Raw genomic sequence first — 19,384 nt, 5'->3', positions numbered from 1 at the left:
AAGCTGGGACATAAATACTGTGTAATTCTAAAAGGACCATCGATCTATCCTATTAAATGGGTTAAATCGACGGTCCTTAATCGTGTTCCAAAAGATTACAGCCTTTCTGTAACAACGATCGCATTACAAATCGGCTTTAAAACATCTTTTGTCTCACTCTCGTTTTTTATTGTCTGTAGTTAAAGTAAAATTTATTCAAAATAAGGTCCATTACTTAACATTTAAATTATCAAGCGAGCCAAAAGAATATGTCAATTTAGCAATATTAGCTAACTGAGTCAACCGATTATTTTTGACCGCCTGATCATCTACCATAACCATAGTTTCATCAAAATATTCGCTGATCGGTTCACGTAAACTTGCTAAAGCTGCGTATTGTTCTTCCAAATCTTCATTTGCATATGATTTTGCAACAGCATTAAAGGCTGTAAACAAATTTTTCTCAGAATCATTTTCAAACAAACTTTCCTTAACTGCCGGTTGGATATCACTTTGACCTTTACGAGCCAAGCGGACAGTGCGCGTTAATGCTTCAATATTTTCTTTAAAGTCTGAATCAGTCTGATGTTTTGTTAAAACGTCTGCTGCTGAAAAGATCTGCTGGAAAGTGTTTTGCGACGACTCAACTACTGTATTTACGATATCATAAGCATAATTCTGATCAGACAATAGCTGATGAACCCGATCCATGATAAATTGCCGCCACTCATTTTTATTTTGTGAAGGTTGCGTATTAGTATATAAGTCTTGTTCCTTTTGATATGAATTATCGATTGCTGCTGCTAAATCAATTACCGATAAATTCCATTCTTTAGCTAAAACGATCCGTACGATCCCCAAAGCTTGTCTTCTCAAAGCATATGGATCATTAGAGCCGCTAGGTAACATCCCAGCTGCAAAGAATGATTGAATACTGTCCAATTTATCTGCCACTGACAAAATAGCACCAACATTTGTCTGCGGTAATTCACTTTCAGAACCAAGAGGCATATAGGATTCTTTGATAGCTACAGCAGTACTCTCATTTTCGCCAAACAACCGAGCATAAATCTCACCCATTACTCCTTGGAGCTCAGCAAACTCACCGACCATTTCAGTTACAATATCAAACTTATAAATTTGGGCAGCACGTTTTAAGTTTTGTAACTCAGTGGCAGTTAGCTCGACCTTTTGTCCCAAAAATTCTGCGATTGAAGTAACTCGTTGCATTTTAGCATAAATAGTCCCAATTTTATCGTGGAACATGACATTTTTTAGACGTTCAACACTGGCAGAAATTGGTCTTTTTTGATCTTCTTCGTAAAAGAAGCGAGCATCTTCTAAGCGAGCCGTCAAAACTTTTTCATTCCCTGCAACGACATTTTCGATAAATTTATCATTTCCATTTCTAACCGAAACAAAATGCGACAGCATCTGGTCATTATGATCGAGAACATAGAAGAAACGTTGATGATCTTTCATCGAAGTAATCAGTACTTCATCTGGTAACGAGAGATATTTCTTGTCAAATGAACCTGCAAAGACTGTTGGATACTCAACTAAGTTATTAACTTCTTCTAGCAGGTCTTCGTCTATCACTATCTGCCAGTCATTTTTGCGTGCAAGTTCTGCGATTTGAGTTCGGATCATGTCTTTTCGCTTTTTAGCATCTGCAATCACCATTTGATCAACTAATTTAGCTGGATAGTCATCTGCCTTAGCAAGTGAAACATCCTGCCCTAAGAAACGGTGACCTGCAGAAATTCGATCTGCCTTGATCTGCAAAATTTGAACTGGGATCACTTGCTCATCTAACAAACATACCAACCAGCGAATAGGACGTACAAATTCAAAATCATTTGTACTCCAGCGCATCATAGTTGGGAAACGCATTGCGGTGATTACTTGATCGATAGCCGTCAGGACCTCTGTAACTGGTTTACCCAAAACAGACTTTTCAACATAAGCATATTCGGTGCCTTTAAATTCCTTAAAATAAATTTGATCAGGATCGACACCTTGGCCCCTGCTAAACCCTTGTGCAGCCTTAGACCAATTACCTTGATCATCAATTGCTATTTTTTTTGCGGGACCTTTTGCTTCTTCTTTAATGTCAGGTTGTTTATCTGCCAGGCCAAGAACTTTAACTGCTAAACGGCGCGGTGTCGAATATGTTTGAATTTCATCAAAGGAGATCCTAGAATCGTTTAAAAAATCTTTCATGCGTGTTGCTAATTGAGCAACGCTTGGAGTTACAACATGTGCAGGAATTTCTTCTAAGCCGATCTCTAATAAGAATGTGTGTTTCATCTTACTTGTCCTCCTCTAATAATTTCGTTCGTAATTTTTCATCCTTGATCAAAGGATAACCAAGTTTCTTTCGTTCGGCGACAAAAACTTTGGCTACAGACTTGGCCATATTACGGATCCGTGCTAAATACCCTGCACGTTCAGTCACTGAGACTGCGCCCCTGGCATCTAACAGATTAAATGTATGACTACACTTCAAAATATAATCATAGGCGGGGTGGACTAAGCCATTAGCGATTTGCTTTTTAGCTTCAGTCTCGTACTGGTCAAAGGCTTTTAACAACATATCCTGATTACTTTCTTCAAAAGAATATTTTGATTGTTCATATTCAGGTTGAGAGAAAATATCACCATACTTAACGCCATCTGCCCATTCGAGATCGAAGACTGACTGAACATCTTGAATATACGAGGATAAACGTTCCAAACCATAAGTAACTTCAGCAGCCACTGGCCAAACCTCTAGTCCGCCGACCTGTTGGAAGTAAGTAAATTGAGTGATCTCCATTCCGTCTAACCATACTTCCCAACCAACACCAGCACAACCCATAGAAGGATTTTCCCAGTTATCTTCCACGAAACGAATGTCATGTTCTTTTGAATCAATTCCTAAAGCGGCCAAGCTATCTAAATATAGATCTTGAATATTAGCAGGAGATGGTTTCATTACAACCTGAAATTGATGATGCTGATACAAACGATTAGGGTTTTTGCCATAACGACCGTCGGCAGGACGCCGCGATGGTTCAACATATGCAACATTCCATGGTTCAGGACCGATCGCACGTAAAAAGGTATAAGGACTCATTGTGCCCGCTCCTTTTTCCGTATCGTAAGACTGCATTAACATACAGCCTTGTTTTGACCAAAACTGTTGTAAGGTCAAGATGATTTCTTGAATACTCAACTTTTTAGACATGAAGTTTTCCTCCTTGAGAATATACAGAACGATAATAATAGGCAAAATATTTGCCGACTTACCATAATCTGTTTGAACAATAAAAACGTTAGCCGAAAAATTCAATCTCAAAATTCCACTATTAAAAGTCAAAAAAAGTCCCTATGCGACAATTCCATGCCACATAGGGACGGTCAGACGATCGCGGTTCCACCCTACTTTCGGTTTATACAACCGACTGCTTTTAAAATTCTGACTAAAGATTGCCACTCGAACAGTTGATGATCTGCTTCCACTCTCCAGACTCGCTAAAACCAACTTGATTCGATCAAATCTCATTTTCGCCAACGTTATTCGAATATTCTAACAATAAGTCAGAAGTAAATATTTGTCAATAACAAATTAATACCGTAATAGCCATTCAAAAATATGATCCATCTGAAGCACCTGAACATTGCTCGCAGACAAAGTTTGCGTTTTTTGTAATTATATTGACAATAAGAGGACAACTTCAGGCACATTAGCATATAAAATACTTGAGTAAATACAATAAGTTCCGGATTTTATATACTTTGAAGAAAATAGACTTACCCCATAATGAATCAGTCATCTATTTTTTTAAAATTTGATCCCAACTTCCCATTTGATCAATAAACTTTTTAGCTTTAACATAGACCCCAACTTGGTCATTATACAAAGTATCGATAGTGTGGCGTAAGTGCTGTTTAGTCACATCCTTAACCTTGATTGAATGCAGTTGTTTAAGATCGATAACAGAAAAAAGTCTCAAATAATAAATTGTCCGTTGGTCTAAATGCAAGCGATGAAGATCTAGATACCAGTGCTGTTGGCATAAAAGTCCGCCATATGTCTCGGAAAAATCAAACGGACCGGAAGAATTACCACAGATCACACAGCTTTCCAAGAATGGTTTCACTCCAAACTGCTCTAAAAGTTGGATCTCTATGATATTGGCGACAATAGCTGCATCAAATCTTTGATCGATCAAATTAATTGCAGTAGCAATATTATCGAACCAAACTCCGGGCAAAGGTTCATCGTTTCCAAAGGCAGCCCCAACGAGTCCTAGAATATACGAAGCATATGCATTCAGTTCGATGTCAGAGTATATCTGCTGGTATTGTTCCAACTCCCTAGTTCCATTAATAAATGAAAGTCCGTGGTCGTTAACATTCCCAAAATATGTTCCATGAGAAAAAGGTAGGATCGCTGACGCTAATTTGAATCCTTTCTTTCGGGCACCTCTGACAAAAAAAGTTTTGATCCCAAATTTATCTGTCAAGATTTTAACTAACATATCTCGTTCTTTATAATCATTACGTGAAATGACGATCCCATGAAAGTCCACTACTTGATGTGATGCCAACTTAACACTTCCCTTCACCAACCAAAACCTTTTAATATTATAAAAAAACAGACCTAGACCAACATGCGCTAGATCTGTTCAAACTTTTAATAGTCATCTTGTTTATAACCCAAAGATTGAAGATCAGTTTTACGGTCTTTCCAATTCTCTTGGACTTTGACCCATAATTCTAGGTATACTTTATCACCCAAAAGAGTTTCAATATCCTTCCGAGCTAAAGTGCCGATCCTTTTCAGCATTTTACCACCCTTACCAATAATGATGCCCTTTTGACTGTTCCGTTCAACTATAATTGAAGCAGAAACTTGAATTTTTTGTTCGTTTTCCCGCTTTACACGTTCTGTGACAACGGCAACAGAATGCGGTATCTCTTCGCGTGTCAACTGATTGACCTTTTCACGGATCAACTCGGAAATAATAAAGCGTTCCGGATGATCGGTAACTTCGTCTTCCGGATAAAACTGGGGTCCCTCTGGTAGATCAGTTACTAAATTATCAACTAACTCAAAAACATTATTTCCTTTCAAAGCAGAGATCGGATAAACTTCTTGGAAATCTAAAGCATGTCTATAATCGTCAACTATTGGCAAGATATCATTAGGGTGGATCTGATCTATTTTATTGATCACTAGATAAATTGGTTTTTTAACGTTTTGGAGACGTTTGATAATAAAGTCGTCGCCCTTACCTCGTTTTTGAGTCGCATTCACCATAAATAAAACCGCGTCGACTTCATTTAGTGTCGAAAGTGCAGAATCGACCATAAAATCTCCCAATTTACTTTGTGGTTTGTGGATCCCTGGAGTATCAATAAAAATAATTTGCGAATCATCTGTAGTATAGATCCCCTGGATCTTATTACGCGTAGTTTGCGGCTTATCGCTCATAATAGCGATCTTTTGTCCGATCACGTAGTTGAGAAAAGTTGATTTACCAACATTTGGTCGGCCAATAATGGCTACAAAACCAGAATGAAAAGTCTTTGTCATTATATTTTCCTTTCTTTATCAAAAGAAACTTAGTCAAATTTAAAATTAAAAAAATAAGTGCCAGATTTTTGGAAGTAAGATCATTGCTGCCGTAAAAACTGCATAAAAAGAAGAAAGCAAAACGGCCGCAGCTGCAATGTCTTTTGCTTTTTTGGCAGGTAATTGATGTTTTGTTCCACAGACTAAGTCCACAATATTTTCAATCACGGTGTTCCATGCTTCATTGGCTAAAACCAAGAATACAGCCAATAATAGGCTACGCCACTCGTTATTAGTTACATGCAAAAGAAAGCCGGCAATGACAACCAACAACCCGGCCCAACAGTCGAAGCGAAAATTTCTTTCATCTTTATAAACTGTTCGTATCCCGTCTGTTGCGTGTTTTAAGGCTTGGATGAAACTATGATTTTTCCATTTAGTAGTGAATTTTCTTTTATCTTTTAAGGCCATAGGCATCTAAAATCTTTCTTTGTAAATCAAACATTTCTTTTTCATCATCCGGCTGCATATGGTCATAACCGTTTAAATGCAGAAAACCATGGACAACCAAAAAACCTAATTCTCTTTTTTCAGAATGACCTAGATATTCAGCCTGCTCCCTAACTTTGTCGAGCGAAACGAAAATGTCGCCAATATTTTTAGGAATATCAACGTCAAGATCATCGGCAAAAATAATCGGTTCTTCCTCACCATCGTCTTCTTCGATTGCAAAACTGATCACATCTGTAGCCTTATCAACACCGCGATATTTTTTATTGATCGCATGGATCTTATCATTATCAACGATAGTCACGGACATTTCTGTGTTAGCAGGTAAGTTAATATAGTTGCCTGCATAATTTAATAATTCATCGACCATAGTCAACCATTCTTGTGACACTTCTTTTGTTTCATCAAAAATCTCTAGATCCATATATTTAATAATCCTCTTTTTCTGTATAGTTATTACGGCAATTTATTGTCAACTTCATCATAAGCGGCAATGATTTCTGAAACCACAGGATGACGAACAACCTCGTTACCGGAAAACTGAATAAACTTAATATGCGGTAGACTTTGTAAAATTTTGCTGGCATCGATCAGGCCACTTTGCTGATGACCTTTTGGCAGATCAATCTGACTGACATCACCATTTACAACCATCTTCGAACCAAAACCCAAGCGTGTTAGAAACATTTTCATTTGAGCACGTGTCGAGTTTTGCGCTTCATCAAGGATCACGAAAGCATTATCCAAGGTCCGACCACGCATATATGCTAAAGGTGCGATCTCAATGACTCCACGTTCGATCAATCTTTCGGTATGCTCAGAACCCAAAATGGCGTACAAAGCATCATAGATCGGACGCAAATAAGGATCAACTTTTTCTTTGAGGTCTCCTGGTAAAAAGCCCAGGGATTCTCCTGCTTCAACGGCAGGCCTAGTCAAAATCAATCTTTCAACTTCTTTTTTCTTAAGGGCGGCAACTGCCATGACAACTGCAAGAAATGTCTTACCAGTTCCGGCTGGGCCAATACCAAAAACAAGATCATTGTTTCTGATAGCTTGAACATATTTACGTTGACCAAAGTTTTTCACCCGCACAGGACGGCCATTATTATCCTTGATCAACGTTTCTTTATAAAGGTCCTGAAAGTAGGTCAAGGTCCCATTTTGCGCCATCTTTATCGCCGAAAGAACATCACTTTCAGAAATGCCGATCCCTTGTTCAACTAATTTTGTTAGTTTTCTGATAATTTCAGTCGCTTGGCCAGCAGTTTCTTGATCTCCTTTAACTTTCACCACATCTCCGAAAGGTCTAATATCTACATTAAGACCCTCTTCAATCAATTTCAGATAGCTATCATTCACACCAAATAAAACTGCCTGTATTTCTGGCTTGCCGACTCGCAGTTCTTTTTCAATTATTTGTTCCTCTGACAATTGAACGTCTCCTTTAAAAGCATAACTAAATATTACTTTAAATATAGCTTATACACTATTTTATTACAAGTACAGCATGCTGAAAACGAATTTTTACTAACAAAAAAGAGCTCGACTTCAATCAGCCGAACCCTTTAAATTTAATTTGAAAGTAAATCTTTAACAGTTGAGTTGACAAGTTTACCATCAGCTTGCCCTTTTAACTTTGGCATTACAGCACCCATGACCTTACCAAAATCGCTTGGCGATTCAGCATGAATATCTGCAATAGTCTCAGCAACGATTTGTTTGACCTCATCTTCGCTGAGTTGAGCAGGCATATAGCTTTCCACAATTTTAATTTCATTTTTGAGTGAAGCAACTGTATCAGGACGATCTGCTACTTCATACTCGCTTAATGAATCTTTGCGTTGCTTAAGCTCACGTGACAAAACGGAAACTTCTTCATCAGAGGTCAAATCATGACCCAAGCTGATTTTTTCGTTTGTCGCTGCAGCCTTCAGCATCCGGATAGTACTTAATTTTTCCTTATCCTTAGCTTTCATAGCTGCAATCATATCTTTTTGCAGTGTTTCTAACAAACTCACAACATGCGCCCCCTTAGGACTTTAGAAACGACGTTTGTTTTTGCGTTTTCTAGCTGCTTCAGATTTTTTCTTACGCTTAACACTTGGCTTCTCGTAGAATTCACGTTTCCGGTATTCTTGCAATGTACCTGTTTTGGAAACGGTACGTTTGAAGCGACGAAGAGCGTCATCAAGAGATTCGTTTTTACGAACGACTGTCTTTGACATGATGTTTTCCCTCCCTCCGAGCTTAAAGTGTAACCGTATAAAATTGCATAATGAAACACAAACTTACCAGTTCCTTATTATTATACATAAACATAAAATACGCGTCAATACGTTATTAGCGCTGAATTACAAATTTTCACATTATTGTGATCGTTTATTTTACTAATTTTCATTTTTTAAAGAAAATCAACTTAATATATTATCGGTTTTATTCGGTTGGCTTAGCATGTATAATAAACAAAAAGACGTCTTACCCTATATTGACAACTCATCTACTACGAGGGGGATTTTATATGCCAGATAATAATAAAATAACAATATTTGTGATTTCCGATTCTATTGGCGAAACAGCTTACAATTTAGTTCAGGCAGTAGTAGTTCAATTTCCAGAAGTTAAGTTCGATATTCAGCAATATCCACTTGTTAGAACATCGTCGTTGCTCAATGGGATCTTAAAACGAGCTAAGCGTGTCAATGCTGTTATTGTACACACTTTGGTTTTAAAAGACCTCTCTGAGCAGATCAAGGAATTTTGTCAGGAAAATTCTCTACAATGTTTAGGAGCATTAGACAAGCTATTGCAAATGTTAGCCGACCGAAGTCAAGTTGCTCCGCAACTAGAAGCAGGAATGAATCACCATACTGATCAGGATTATTTTAAACGAATAGAATGTATGGAATTCGCCGTCACATATGACGATGGCAAAGATCCGAGTGGTTTTACCCAGGCGGATATTGTTTTGCTTGGTGTTTCGCGGACATCCAAAACCCCACTATCCTTGTACCTAGCTAATAAGGGCTACAAAGTAGCAAATCTGCCCTTGGTTCCTAAAACTAAGATCCCTGATGAACTATATGAAATCGATCAGCGTAAGATTTTTGGACTGACCAATGATCCAGAGGTTCTAAATTCTATTCGCCGTCAACGAATGGTAGCGTACGGCTTGGATCCCGATTCCCATTATTCAAATCTTGACAATATCAATAATGAACTGAATTTTTCTCAAGAACTCTACCGTAAGCTTGGGTGTCTGGTTATTAATACGGCTAATAAGTCAATTGAAGAAACAGCGACATTGATTATGGAAAGTTTGAATGATCACCAAAACCCAACTGAATAAACTAGGTAATTTTCTACTCAAACAAAAACGAGCTTTAACATTTACGACCTGTGTCGTTTTAATGTTAAAGCTCGTTTTGATCTTAAACAATTCCTTGAGTCTGGTAGATCATATCTTTTAACTCCGGCTCAAATTCTTGTTTCTTAAACATTTTGATCTCATAACCGTACGGCGCATACTTATGCTTTTTATCGGGACCAACAAATGGTGTTTCTAATATTTTAGGAATATCAGTTAATTGCGGATGATGTACTACATTATTCAATGCAGTAAAACCGATCTTCCCGCAACCAATATTTTCGTGGCGATCTTTATGCGTACCCTGCTCATTTTTAGAGTCATTAACATGAACCACTTTTAGCTTATCTAAGCCAATCACATGGTCAAATTCGTTCAATACTCCATCAAAATCGCGTTCAATGTCATAACCTGCATCATTAGCGTGACAAGTATCAAGCGTCACTGACAAGTGCTCACTCATCTGGCTAAGATCAATAATTTGGGCAATTTCTTCAAAAGAGCGGCCCACTTCAGTTCCCTTACCAGCCATCGTTTCTAAAGCAATCTGCACATCATCATCCAACAGCAAAGCTTCATCTAGACCTTTTGCAATGCTTTTAATTGCCTGATCAGTACCAGCCCCAACATGACTACCAGGATGTAAAGTGATCTGTTTGGCACCTAACGCAGAAGCTCGCTTAATTTCACCACGTAAAAATTGCACCGCAAAGTCAAATTTAGCGGGCTTTGTGGTATTTCCCAGATTAATTATATAGGGTGCATGAACAACAATGCTTGTCAAACGATGTTCTTGCATATATCGGTGCGCAAGAGGAATATTCATTTCATCAATATCTTTACGCTTAGTATTTTGTGGAGCTCCCGTATAGATCATAAATGTATTAGCTCCATAATTGACTGCCTGTTTGGCCGACCCTAACAGCATCTCTTGTCCACGCATGCTGACATGACATCCTAACAACATGTATAAGCCTCCTTGTCGCATTTCAATCAAACACTAATTTTAAAACCAATTCTAATTTCCATAAAAATAATTTTCTAACACATGTGAGATCGCATTACCGTCATTTGCCTTATTCCACAGGTGGTTAAAAACACTGAAATCAGCCGCAGCATCTGGCAAAGGTATTTGTAAAAGCTTTTGCAGATCTGACGCGTTAGAAACCATTTTCCCCGGGAGCCATTCGTTAAAGTCTTTTTGGATACCAACAATTTGAGCATATTTTTCAAAATCATAACAGTAAAAAATAATCTGACGTGCATTTTCTAAAAGAGTGTAGTCAAAAATCACCGAAGAATAATCTGTTATCAACCGTGAACTGACTAATAATAAGTCATCTGTAGTAAAATCATCGACCCAGAAAACATGCGCTAGATGTTGCTTTTTTAGGTGAGAAATAGCCTCTTTGACATGGGGGTGGAGTTTCACTAGCATAACCTGTTCAGCACTTAAATTAGCCAATATTGCTGTAAAGTCTTGTGGTAAATCGAAATATGTTTCGCCTGTTACTGTTTCACGATAAGTAGGTGCGTATAAAATTATCTCTTTTTGTGCTAATTCAGGATATTCAGCAAAAAATTGTTTTCTTTTTTGAGTTTTTTTCTCATTCGAAAATAAACGATCCGTACGGGGATAACCTAAAACTTTCATCTTCTCGATAGGTTGATGATAACTGTTGCAAAACACCTCACCCATTTTAGCAGAACCAACAATAAAATCATCAAATTGATCGTACACTTTTTGAAAGCGTTTTTTCGAACTAGCTGATCTATCTTTTGTTCTGGGCTCTTCCCAGCCAAAAGTTTTAACAGCTCCATTAGCATGCCAGATCTGAACAACTCGAGTCCGGTCATGATCAAACTGACAACCGCCTAAAAAGGCAAAATAATTATCTGCAAATATTAACTTAGCTTGCATAATTGTTTTTAATTGATGTGTCAAAAAATAAAAATTATCTGAAAACTCTCTACATTCGATGTTATGTGCCCGCAGCTCGTGGGCACTTTTGACACAATTAGGACGATACAGCACGACCAGTTTTCCTCCTGGTTCTTGCTTAACACGTTGAGCCAAACGTACGATAAAATTTTCATTTCCCGCAAAGCTCAAAAGATAAACGATTTGGTCAGAATTCGTTTTAGAAAATATTTTTGAACAAAAAGATACTAACCACAAATAAACAGTTTTCAACATTTAATCAAGATACATCTCCGATCTAAAGGTCCGGCTCGTAAAAATGTCCCATAATATGCACATTTTCGGCAATACTAACAAAAGCGTGTGGATCAGCCTCTTGCATGGCACGTTCTAATTCAGGCTGCTCATAGCGTGAGATTATGGTAAATAAAATCGTTTTGGCATCATGTTTATATGCCCCTTCTGCCCCATGGACGATCGTGACCCCACGTCTTAACCTAGTTTGGATAGATTCGATCACGCTATTTGGAGATGATGTTACGATCATGACCTGCATTTTCTTTTGGCGTGTATAAACCATATCCATTACCTTAGCATTAACGAACAGACCTAAGGCGGAATAAAAAGCATAAGGCCAGCCAAACATAAAACCAGCTGCCAAAACAATGAAACCATTAAAAATCATATTGATGGTGCCGATCGATTTTCCGGTATGCTTCTTGATAACAAGCCCTAAAATATCTAGGCCGCCAGTCGAAATACCATTTTTTAGCGCCAAACCAGTTCCAAAACCATTGACGGCTCCCCCGAAAATAGCACAAATAATTGGATCACTTGTCAGATTTATAGGGTGCATAACTTTGATCATGATACTTGAAAAAATAACAGCTAGAAATGTAAAAACACTAAATCGATGGCCGATTTGTTTCCAAGCTACTCCAAATAACGGCACATTTAGTGCGAATAACCAGAAAGCTGTTGTTAATGGGAGCGAGTTATTTTTACTAATAGTGGCTAGCAATTGGGCCAGCCCAGTGATCCCTGACGAATAAATATGGCCCGGTGTCCAAAAAAAGTTCATGGCAACTGAAACTACTATACCATACAAAAAAGCAGTTGAGGCTCTCATGACATATGCATGCCGTTTCCATATCTGCTGCAGCTCATCCATTTTATTTATGTTTCCCCTTTTGTTTGTTTATTTATTGATCAGATCGAACTTCTTTAAAGTAGGTACTTTTATTATAACAATCTGCTTGAAAAATTACCAAGCCCCCTTATTAGGATAAAAAAAAGCCTGCCTTCTATCAAAGCAGACTTTATTAATATTATTCTTCAGGTTTATTGACCTTTGCATCGGCAGGAATTTCTGGCTTAAGGAATAATTCATCAAGCTGTTTACCAGAAACAAAACTGGGCGCGTTAGTCAAAGGTTCAGATGCCTTAGAATTCTTCGGATATGCAATAACTTCACGGATATTGTCTTTGCCGGCTAACAACATTGCAAAGCGGTCTAATCCTAATGCCAATCCTCCATGCGGTGGAAAACCATAGTCAAGAGCTTCCATAAACCAACCAAACTGTTCCTCGGCCTTTTCTTTGGTAAAGTCCAATGCTTTAAACATTTGTTCCTGAATGTCACGACGATGAATACGGATCGATCCACCTCCAAGTTCATACCCGTTCAAAACAATGTCATAACTTTGTGCGTGACACTTATGCGGATCCGTTTTAAGCAAGTCAAGATCTTCTTCATTTGGCATCGTAAATGGATGATGAGCAGCAATGTAACGTTCAAAATCTTCACTATATTCAAACAATGGCCAATCAACGACCCAAATAAAGGCAAACGCGGATTTATCGATCATATCCATTTCTTTTGCAATAGATGTCCGCAAGTAGCCTAACGAATCAGCAACAACTTTACGTTTGTCAGCAACAAGCAAGATCAAGTCGCCTTCATGTGCTTCAGCAGCAGCTTTAATACTACCTGTCTTATCTTTGAAGAACTTAGCGATCGGCCCTTGTAAACCATCTTCAGTAACCTTGACCCATGCTAAGCCCTTTGCGCCGAAGCGTTTGATGTAATCTTGTTTGGCATCGATTTGTTTACGCGAATATGCTTTTGCCCCTTCAGGAACCGCAATTGCTTTTACTTGTCCACCGTTTTCCAAAACAGAATCAAAAACTTTAAATCCGCCATCCTTAACGGCCTCAGACATATCATGCAATTCCATGGCAAAACGAATATCAGGCTTATCTGAACCAAAACGGTCCATCGCTTCATTCCAAGTGATCCGTGGGATCGGATTCTTTAATTCAAAATCGACTGCTTCTTTCATCACAGCTTTTAAGAGACCCTCAGTCATTTCCTGAATTTCTTTTACAGTCATAAACGACATTTCAAGATCGATCTGTGTAAATTCAGGTTGACGATCTCCGCGAAGGTCCTCATCCCGGAAACAACGTGCGATCTGATAGTAACGATCAAATCCAGCACCCATCAACAGTTGTTTAAACAGCTGCGGAGATTGCGGCAAGGCATAAAAGTGGCCTGGATAAACACGGGATGGCACTAAATAGTCACGTGCTCCTTCTGGTGTAGATTTTGTCAGGTATGGTGTTTCAATATCAACAAACTCATTACTATCTAAGTAACGGTGAACAGCTTGTGTGATCCTGTTTCTAATCAACAAACCGCGCTGCATTTCTGGTCGACGAAGATCAAGATAGCGATATTTTAACCTCAGATCATCTGACGCATTAATGTCATCTTGAATATAAAACGGAGGAGTTTTAGCCTTATTCAAAATATTGACTTGATGAACTTCAACTTCGATTTTACCAGTTTTCATGTCAGGGTTAACGGCACCATCGGCACGTGGCACAACTTTTCCAACGGCTTCGATCACATATTCGCTCCGTAAAGTATCCGCACTAGCCAGAGCATCAGCATCAAATTCTTGGCTGAAAACAAGTTGAACAATGCCTTTACGGTCTCTAAGATCAATAAAAATCAAATTTCCTAGGTCTCTTCTTTTTTGGACCCATCCCTTTAAAACAACTTCTTTGCCTAAATAAGACTCATCAACTGAGCCTGCATATGTTGTTCTTTTCATATCTAATTAGTTCTCCTTTTCATCTAGAATTGCTCTTGCCTGGTCAAAATTAGCGTAAATTTTTGGCAACGCAACTGATTCTTGATGACCATCTCTCATATTCTTCAAGTTAGCTTTTTGCTGCTCTAATTCCTCTTGCCCAATAGTTAAGGTGTAAGCTGCATTTGCTTTACTTGCCGCTTTAAATTGCCCCTTGGGTTTTTTATTCAGATAATCACGTTCTGCGCTAAATCCTTGTTGCCTTAACGATTGTACTAATTTAAGGGCCTCAACATCAGCTTGTTCACCGATCCCAACGACATAAACGTCAAGATCATGTTGCTCATTTAGTTCGATCTCTTCAGCGTCTAAGACTAATAACAAACGTTCAACACCTAAACCGAAACCAACACCAGGTGTTTCTGGACCTCCAAGTTGTTCAACCAAGCCATTATAACGTCCGCCCGCACAGATAGTTGTCCACTTGCCGCCAAAGGCTTTAGAGTCAGACATAACTTCAAAAATAGTATGGTTGTAATAATCTAAACCACGAACCATATTTGAATCGATCTCATATGGTATGTGAAGAGCATCCAGATATCGTTTAACTAATTCAAAATGTTTAAACGCTTCAGGTGTTAAATAGTCCAAAATTGATGGTGCATCTGCAACTATTTTTTGGTCGTTTGCATCCTTGCTATCCAAAACACGCAATGGATTTTTATGCAATCTTTCTTTTGAATCTTCAGAAAGCTCTGCTTCATGGGGTTCTAAAAAGTCGATCAAAGCTTGACGGTATTTTTGCCGTGAATCATTATCACCCAAAGTGTTTAAGCTTAGTTTCAAACTGTGTAAACCAACACTGTTCAATAGTGCCATTGCTAGGGAAATAACTTCAACATCCAAGGCTGCTGAATCTGCACCGAATGCTTCGACTCCGATCTGATGGAATTGACGCAATCTACCTGATTGTGGCCGTTCATATCTAAACATTGGCCCCATGTAGAAAGTTTTAAAAGGCTTTGGTACTTCCGGTCCGTACAATTTGTTTTCTACATAAGCCCGCACGATCCCAGCTGTTCCTTCGGGGCGTAAAGTAATATGACGCTCACCTTTATCATAAAAATCATACATTTCTTTAGTAACAATGTCAGATGTTTCACCAGATGTACGAGAAAACACATCAAAACTTTCAAACATTGGTGTCCGCATTTCCTGATAACGATATTTTTTAAATACCTCACGCGCACGGTTCTCGATGGCTGCCCATTTCTGAGCATCGCTTGGCAAAATATCCGCCGTACCCTTTGGACGTTGATATTTCATAATATTCCTCCTCGTATAAAATCACATATCTTGATTGATTCTCCGTTGACTTACACACTTATTTATTCTAGTGTGAATTTGTATTTTTCCATAATGATGAAAATAGGAAGGATCCTATAATCAAAACTATTAAAACATACTTTTATTTGTCTCAATACAAACAAAAAGCCCTTGCCAAGTAACTACTTGAACAAGGGCGCAAAAATGCACGGTACCACCTTAATTTATTACTTCGCAATAACGCTGCGCACGGCATGTTACCATACACCTTAAAAGTGTCTTCATTTATCTAACTTGGCGGGTATCTCAGCTAGCACCCGTTCTCTGACAAGTTCTTTCAAAATTACTATTCTTCATCAACGGCTTTTTTTCAGTATACAAACAATAATAAGCAAAATCAAGACATTTCCTTAAATTTCCGCTAAAAACAAAGCAAAATACTTTTCTCAATTGAATTAACGCAAAAAAATCAACAGCTTTTTCTGTAAAAAATTGTGAAGTCTTGTATAATTAACTCTGTGCATATTATGCATAGGTAATTAAGCGGATGGTGGAATTGATGCAAGAATATAAACATGGGCAACGTATCCCATTGAATAAAGTCATTTTAATTGGAATTATTTTGGCCTTACTTAGTTTACTGATTTATCGAACAACATCTTACTTTAAACAAGTTGAGGTCGAAACAACACAGGCCATGATAAAAAGCGGTCCAGGTATCGAATATAAAGATAAAAACTCTTTAGCGCAGGGTACAAGATTAAAGATCATAAAAACGAAATATCACTGGCTTTATGTTAAAACTGATAAAAATCAGTTCGGTTGGGTTGCTGATTGGATGATTTCTTCATCATACAAAAACCCTATTACTTCTTTATCTAACGCGACGATCGTTCTTGATCCGGGCCATGGCGGCGAAGATTCTGGTGCGCTTTCAAACTCTAATAAAGATGAGAAAACTTATACCTTGCGTTATGCAAAACAAACTGCTAAAAAGTTGCGCGCTAAGGGTGCAAAAGTATATCTTACTCGTGACAATGATTCAACTGTCAGTTTAGGTGCACGACCAAGATTGGCAGAACAAGTGCATGCTGATGCTTTTATTAGTTTTCATTTTGATTCTGCTCCGGAAGCCAACATCGCTTCTGGTTATACGACTTATTACTATAATAAGGGGCCCTCTTTTAAACTGGCAAACACCGTCAACCAACAGTTTAGTCAACTTGGCTTAGATAACCGTGGAGTGGATATCGGCAACTTTTTAGTGATCCGTGACAATACCCGCCCTGCAATTTTGCTTGAAATGGGCTACATTAATTCTGAACGTGATTTTGAAAAAATAACTTCTCGCGGCTATGAAAACAAGGCTACTAGCCAAGTTGTTGCTGGTTTGACTCAATATTTTCACCGTGATTAAAAAAGGACTTTGCACGTAGTGGCAAGGCCCTTTTTGCTATAAAAATAAATTTTTATCTAGCTAACAGAATTTATCATCTCGCTTAGTGAGTGCACTTTAATTTCAGCATGGATCTTTTGATGAGCCATTAAATTATCAGGATCAAACAATGCGCCGGCAATTTTAGCGTTATGCGCTGCTTTGATATCCAAACGACGATCGCCCACCATTATTGCAGATGCCCGTTCTAACTTGAACTTATCTAGCAAATAGTTCAATGAATCAGGTGCTGGTTTCCGTGGAAAATTATCCCTGCCAGTAATACTTCCTGAAATAAACCCTTTCAGATCATCACGTTTTAATAACTCGACAGCCCCATTTGCACGATGTGTCAATAAAAAGTTTTTTCCGCCTGCGGCTGACACTTGTTTAAGTATTTCAGCTGCTCCAGCAAACCGTTTAACTTCACTAAAATGTTTATTTTCAATGATCTTATATTGTTCTCTGATTTCAATTAACTTAGAATCAGAAATATTATATTTCGTCTGATGATATATAAAGGCTTGGCTCAGTGACCTCAAGCGCATTATCTGATAAGCTTCAACTTGAGAAACTTCATATCCAGCATTATGCCACGACTCATGATAAGCAAGCGGCATGATTCGGTAAGTATCATAAAGCGTCCCGTCAAAATCCCAAAAAAAATTGCGGTAATGCATTTGCAGCTTCCTTTCAAGAAAAATTAAATATAGGGTTTGATCCAATCAACGGCAACATTCATTGCCAGGCGACAAGCATCTGTTTTATCTAACTCATTTTTCAATACGAAATCATGAATTGTTCCTTGAACTCTGATTTGCGCCGTCTTAACGTGAGCATCGCGGATCTTTCTAGCCAAAGCTTCGCCTTCGTCCCGCGCAACATCAGCTTCTGCTGTTATGATCAAGGTTTCCGGTAATGCCGCCATTTCAGCCTGTGTCGCTAACAGAGGTGAGTTATACTTCGTTTTACCATCGTTATCAGGTCCCAAAAAATTGCCCCAAGCCCACTTCATCTGTTCCCGCGTCAAATAATAGCCGCCCGCAAAACTAATATATGAAAACGTATCAAAATTATGATTAACCACTGGATAAAACAAAAACATCTTATAAATTTTAATTTTTTGTACTTGTTGCAAAGCCAAAGAAACTGCCAGACCGCCACCGACATCGTCGCCCCCTAGGATCAAACGTCCAAGGTCTAAACCATATTTACCCGCGAAATTGGGCAGTTGCTTGAAAACCGCCAACAATTGTCGTTGTTGTACTGGCGCCTGAGCTTCTGGAGCCAAAGTATACTCAGGAAAAATTAAACACACCCGACTTCTAGCCGCTAATTCACTCACTAACTTATGATAACTTGATTCGTCACCGGCAATAAATTGACCACCGTGAATATAAAAAACTATGGGCAAATGTTCACCTGGCTTTAAATCTGGAGGAAAAAGAAGATGGACTTTGATTTGTCCGAGGTCAGATCCTAAATCTAAAATTTCGGAAGTCACATTCACTTTATGCAAATAAACAGGCGTTCGCTGTTCGAAAGCCAGTCTTTCTCTGATTACATTGATCGTAATCGTTGTAGGAACAAAGTTTTTCGAGCTAGCACGTTCACAAACTTGGCGAGCTTCAGGTTCTAAAGAAATCAATGCCATAACATCACCTCTTCATTTTAAAATCAAAATATTGAAACGGGTTTTACTTCTGCATTTATAGATCTGAATTAAAGTTCTGCTGTATCATAAATAATCGTGACTGGTCCGTCATTTTGTAAGCTGACTTGCATATCAGCCCCAAAAACTCCCGTTTCGACCGTTAAACCAAAATCAGCCAAATATTTATTAAACAAGTCATAGTTTTGCTCTGCGATTTTTGGATCCTGTGCTTTGGAAAAACCTGGACGATTTCCTTTTCTTGTATCTGCATACAATGTAAATTGTGAAATAGACAAAATGCTGCCGCCAACTTGAGCCAAACTTTGATTCATCTTTCCATCAGGATCGCTAAAAACTCTTAACTTAGCGATCTTATTAGCACAGTATTTAATTTCATCTTCTCCATCGCCTTCTGTAAAACCAACTAAGAGTACAAAACCATGGCTGATTTGCCCGACAACTTTTCCGGCTATTTCAACCTGAGCATCTTTACTTCTTTGCACAACTACTCGCAAAAATAACATTCCTTTC

At 38.3% G+C, this 19,384-nt stretch carries 19 protein-coding genes; 2 read left to right on the top strand and 17 right to left on the bottom strand.

Going from position 1 to position 19,384, the window contains the following annotated elements; all coding sequences use genetic code 11:
- Positions 1 to 210: 210 nt before the first annotated feature.
- From glyS to rpsU, 9 genes are all read right to left on the bottom strand, one after another.
- Positions 211 to 2,289: a glycine--tRNA ligase subunit beta gene (glyS, locus tag BQ5903_RS05960; protein ID WP_079579129.1), complete on the bottom strand. Its 2,079-nt coding sequence runs from the start codon at positions 2,287 to 2,289 to the stop codon at positions 211 to 213.
- Position 2,290: 1 nt separating this feature from the next.
- Positions 2,291 to 3,208 (bottom strand): glycine--tRNA ligase subunit alpha, encoded by a 918-nt coding sequence (gene glyQ / locus BQ5903_RS05955; protein ID WP_010496020.1) that lies wholly within the window; start codon positions 3,206 to 3,208, stop codon positions 2,291 to 2,293.
- 589 nt (positions 3,209 to 3,797) lie between these two features.
- Complete coding sequence (gene recO / locus BQ5903_RS05950; protein ID WP_010496022.1) at positions 3,798 to 4,592, bottom strand: DNA repair protein RecO; 795 nt, start codon at positions 4,590 to 4,592, stop codon at positions 3,798 to 3,800.
- 68 nt (positions 4,593 to 4,660) lie between these two features.
- Complete coding sequence (gene era / locus BQ5903_RS05945) at positions 4,661 to 5,563, bottom strand: GTPase Era (RefSeq protein WP_010496024.1); 903 nt, start codon at positions 5,561 to 5,563, stop codon at positions 4,661 to 4,663.
- A 45-nt stretch (positions 5,564 to 5,608) separates the two neighbouring features.
- Positions 5,609 to 6,013 carry a diacylglycerol kinase family protein gene (locus BQ5903_RS05940; protein ID WP_231920926.1) on the bottom strand — a complete coding sequence of 135 codons (405 nt, stop codon included), beginning with the start codon at positions 6,011 to 6,013 and terminating at the stop codon, positions 5,609 to 5,611.
- On the bottom strand, positions 5,997 to 6,476 hold the full coding sequence (ybeY, locus tag BQ5903_RS05935; protein WP_056972468.1) for an rRNA maturation RNase YbeY: 480 nt from the start codon (positions 6,474 to 6,476) through the stop codon (positions 5,997 to 5,999). Before ybeY ends, BQ5903_RS05940 begins: the two co-directional genes overlap by 17 nt.
- A gap of 32 nt (positions 6,477 to 6,508) precedes the next feature.
- On the bottom strand, positions 6,509 to 7,486 hold the full coding sequence (locus BQ5903_RS05930) for a PhoH family protein (RefSeq protein ID WP_056972469.1): 978 nt from the start codon (positions 7,484 to 7,486) through the stop codon (positions 6,509 to 6,511).
- A gap of 140 nt (positions 7,487 to 7,626) precedes the next feature.
- Entirely contained in the window at positions 7,627 to 8,073 is a 447-nt protein-coding gene (locus BQ5903_RS05925) for a GatB/YqeY domain-containing protein (protein WP_010496031.1), read from the bottom strand.
- A 21-nt stretch (positions 8,074 to 8,094) separates the two neighbouring features.
- Entirely contained in the window at positions 8,095 to 8,280 is a 186-nt protein-coding gene (gene rpsU, locus BQ5903_RS05920; RefSeq protein WP_003690207.1) for a 30S ribosomal protein S21, read from the bottom strand.
- A gap of 293 nt (positions 8,281 to 8,573) precedes the next feature.
- Between rpsU and BQ5903_RS05915 the strand changes: the two genes are divergently transcribed.
- Positions 8,574 to 9,401 (top strand): pyruvate, water dikinase regulatory protein, encoded by an 828-nt coding sequence (locus BQ5903_RS05915; RefSeq protein ID WP_010496032.1) that lies wholly within the window; start codon positions 8,574 to 8,576, stop codon positions 9,399 to 9,401.
- An 82-nt stretch (positions 9,402 to 9,483) separates the two neighbouring features.
- Here the strand turns inward: BQ5903_RS05915 and BQ5903_RS05910 are convergent, their stop codons facing one another.
- The 5 genes from BQ5903_RS05910 to hisS all read right to left on the bottom strand — a co-directional run bounded on the left by BQ5903_RS05910 (position 9,484) and on the right by hisS (position 15,764).
- Positions 9,484 to 10,386: a deoxyribonuclease IV gene (locus tag BQ5903_RS05910; protein WP_010496033.1), complete on the bottom strand. Its 903-nt coding sequence runs from the start codon at positions 10,384 to 10,386 to the stop codon at positions 9,484 to 9,486.
- Positions 10,387 to 10,437: 51 nt separating this feature from the next.
- The gene (locus BQ5903_RS05905) at positions 10,438 to 11,616 is read right to left on the bottom strand and encodes a CDP-glycerol glycerophosphotransferase family protein (RefSeq protein WP_079579127.1); all 1,179 of its coding nucleotides are present in this window, start codon (positions 11,614 to 11,616) and stop codon (positions 10,438 to 10,440) included.
- A 22-nt stretch (positions 11,617 to 11,638) separates the two neighbouring features.
- Positions 11,639 to 12,511, bottom strand: a complete 873-nt coding sequence (locus tag BQ5903_RS05900) for a YitT family protein (protein ID WP_056971968.1) — start codon at positions 12,509 to 12,511, stop codon at positions 11,639 to 11,641.
- A 157-nt stretch (positions 12,512 to 12,668) separates the two neighbouring features.
- Positions 12,669 to 14,459, bottom strand: a complete 1,791-nt coding sequence (gene aspS, locus BQ5903_RS05895) for an aspartate--tRNA ligase (protein WP_079579125.1) — start codon at positions 14,457 to 14,459, stop codon at positions 12,669 to 12,671.
- Positions 14,460 to 14,465: 6 nt separating this feature from the next.
- Entirely contained in the window at positions 14,466 to 15,764 is a 1,299-nt protein-coding gene (gene hisS / locus BQ5903_RS05890) for a histidine--tRNA ligase (protein ID WP_079579123.1), read from the bottom strand.
- A gap of 559 nt (positions 15,765 to 16,323) precedes the next feature.
- On the opposite strand from hisS, the gene BQ5903_RS05885 reads away from it, so the two are divergent.
- Entirely contained in the window at positions 16,324 to 17,181 is an 858-nt protein-coding gene (locus BQ5903_RS05885; protein WP_029605157.1) for an N-acetylmuramoyl-L-alanine amidase, read from the top strand.
- A gap of 56 nt (positions 17,182 to 17,237) precedes the next feature.
- Here BQ5903_RS05885 and BQ5903_RS05880 read toward each other — a convergent pair whose 3' ends face one another.
- The 3 genes from BQ5903_RS05880 to dtd all read right to left on the bottom strand — a co-directional run bounded on the left by BQ5903_RS05880 (position 17,238) and on the right by dtd (position 19,368).
- Positions 17,238 to 17,879 carry an HAD-IA family hydrolase gene (locus tag BQ5903_RS05880; RefSeq protein WP_079579121.1) on the bottom strand — a complete coding sequence of 214 codons (642 nt, stop codon included), beginning with the start codon at positions 17,877 to 17,879 and terminating at the stop codon, positions 17,238 to 17,240.
- 23 nt (positions 17,880 to 17,902) lie between these two features.
- Complete coding sequence (locus BQ5903_RS05875; protein WP_056971077.1) at positions 17,903 to 18,853, bottom strand: alpha/beta hydrolase fold domain-containing protein; 951 nt, start codon at positions 18,851 to 18,853, stop codon at positions 17,903 to 17,905.
- A gap of 68 nt (positions 18,854 to 18,921) precedes the next feature.
- Complete coding sequence (gene dtd / locus BQ5903_RS05870) at positions 18,922 to 19,368, bottom strand: D-aminoacyl-tRNA deacylase (protein ID WP_029605165.1); 447 nt, start codon at positions 19,366 to 19,368, stop codon at positions 18,922 to 18,924.
- Positions 19,369 to 19,384: the final 16 nt, after the last annotated feature.

Source organism: Ligilactobacillus acidipiscis (assembly GCF_900116935.1).
GTDB lineage: Bacteria > Bacillota > Bacilli > Lactobacillales > Lactobacillaceae > Ligilactobacillus > Ligilactobacillus acidipiscis.
The sequence above is the reverse complement of the archived record's forward strand: the minus strand, read 5'-3'. Positions and strand labels throughout refer to the sequence as shown.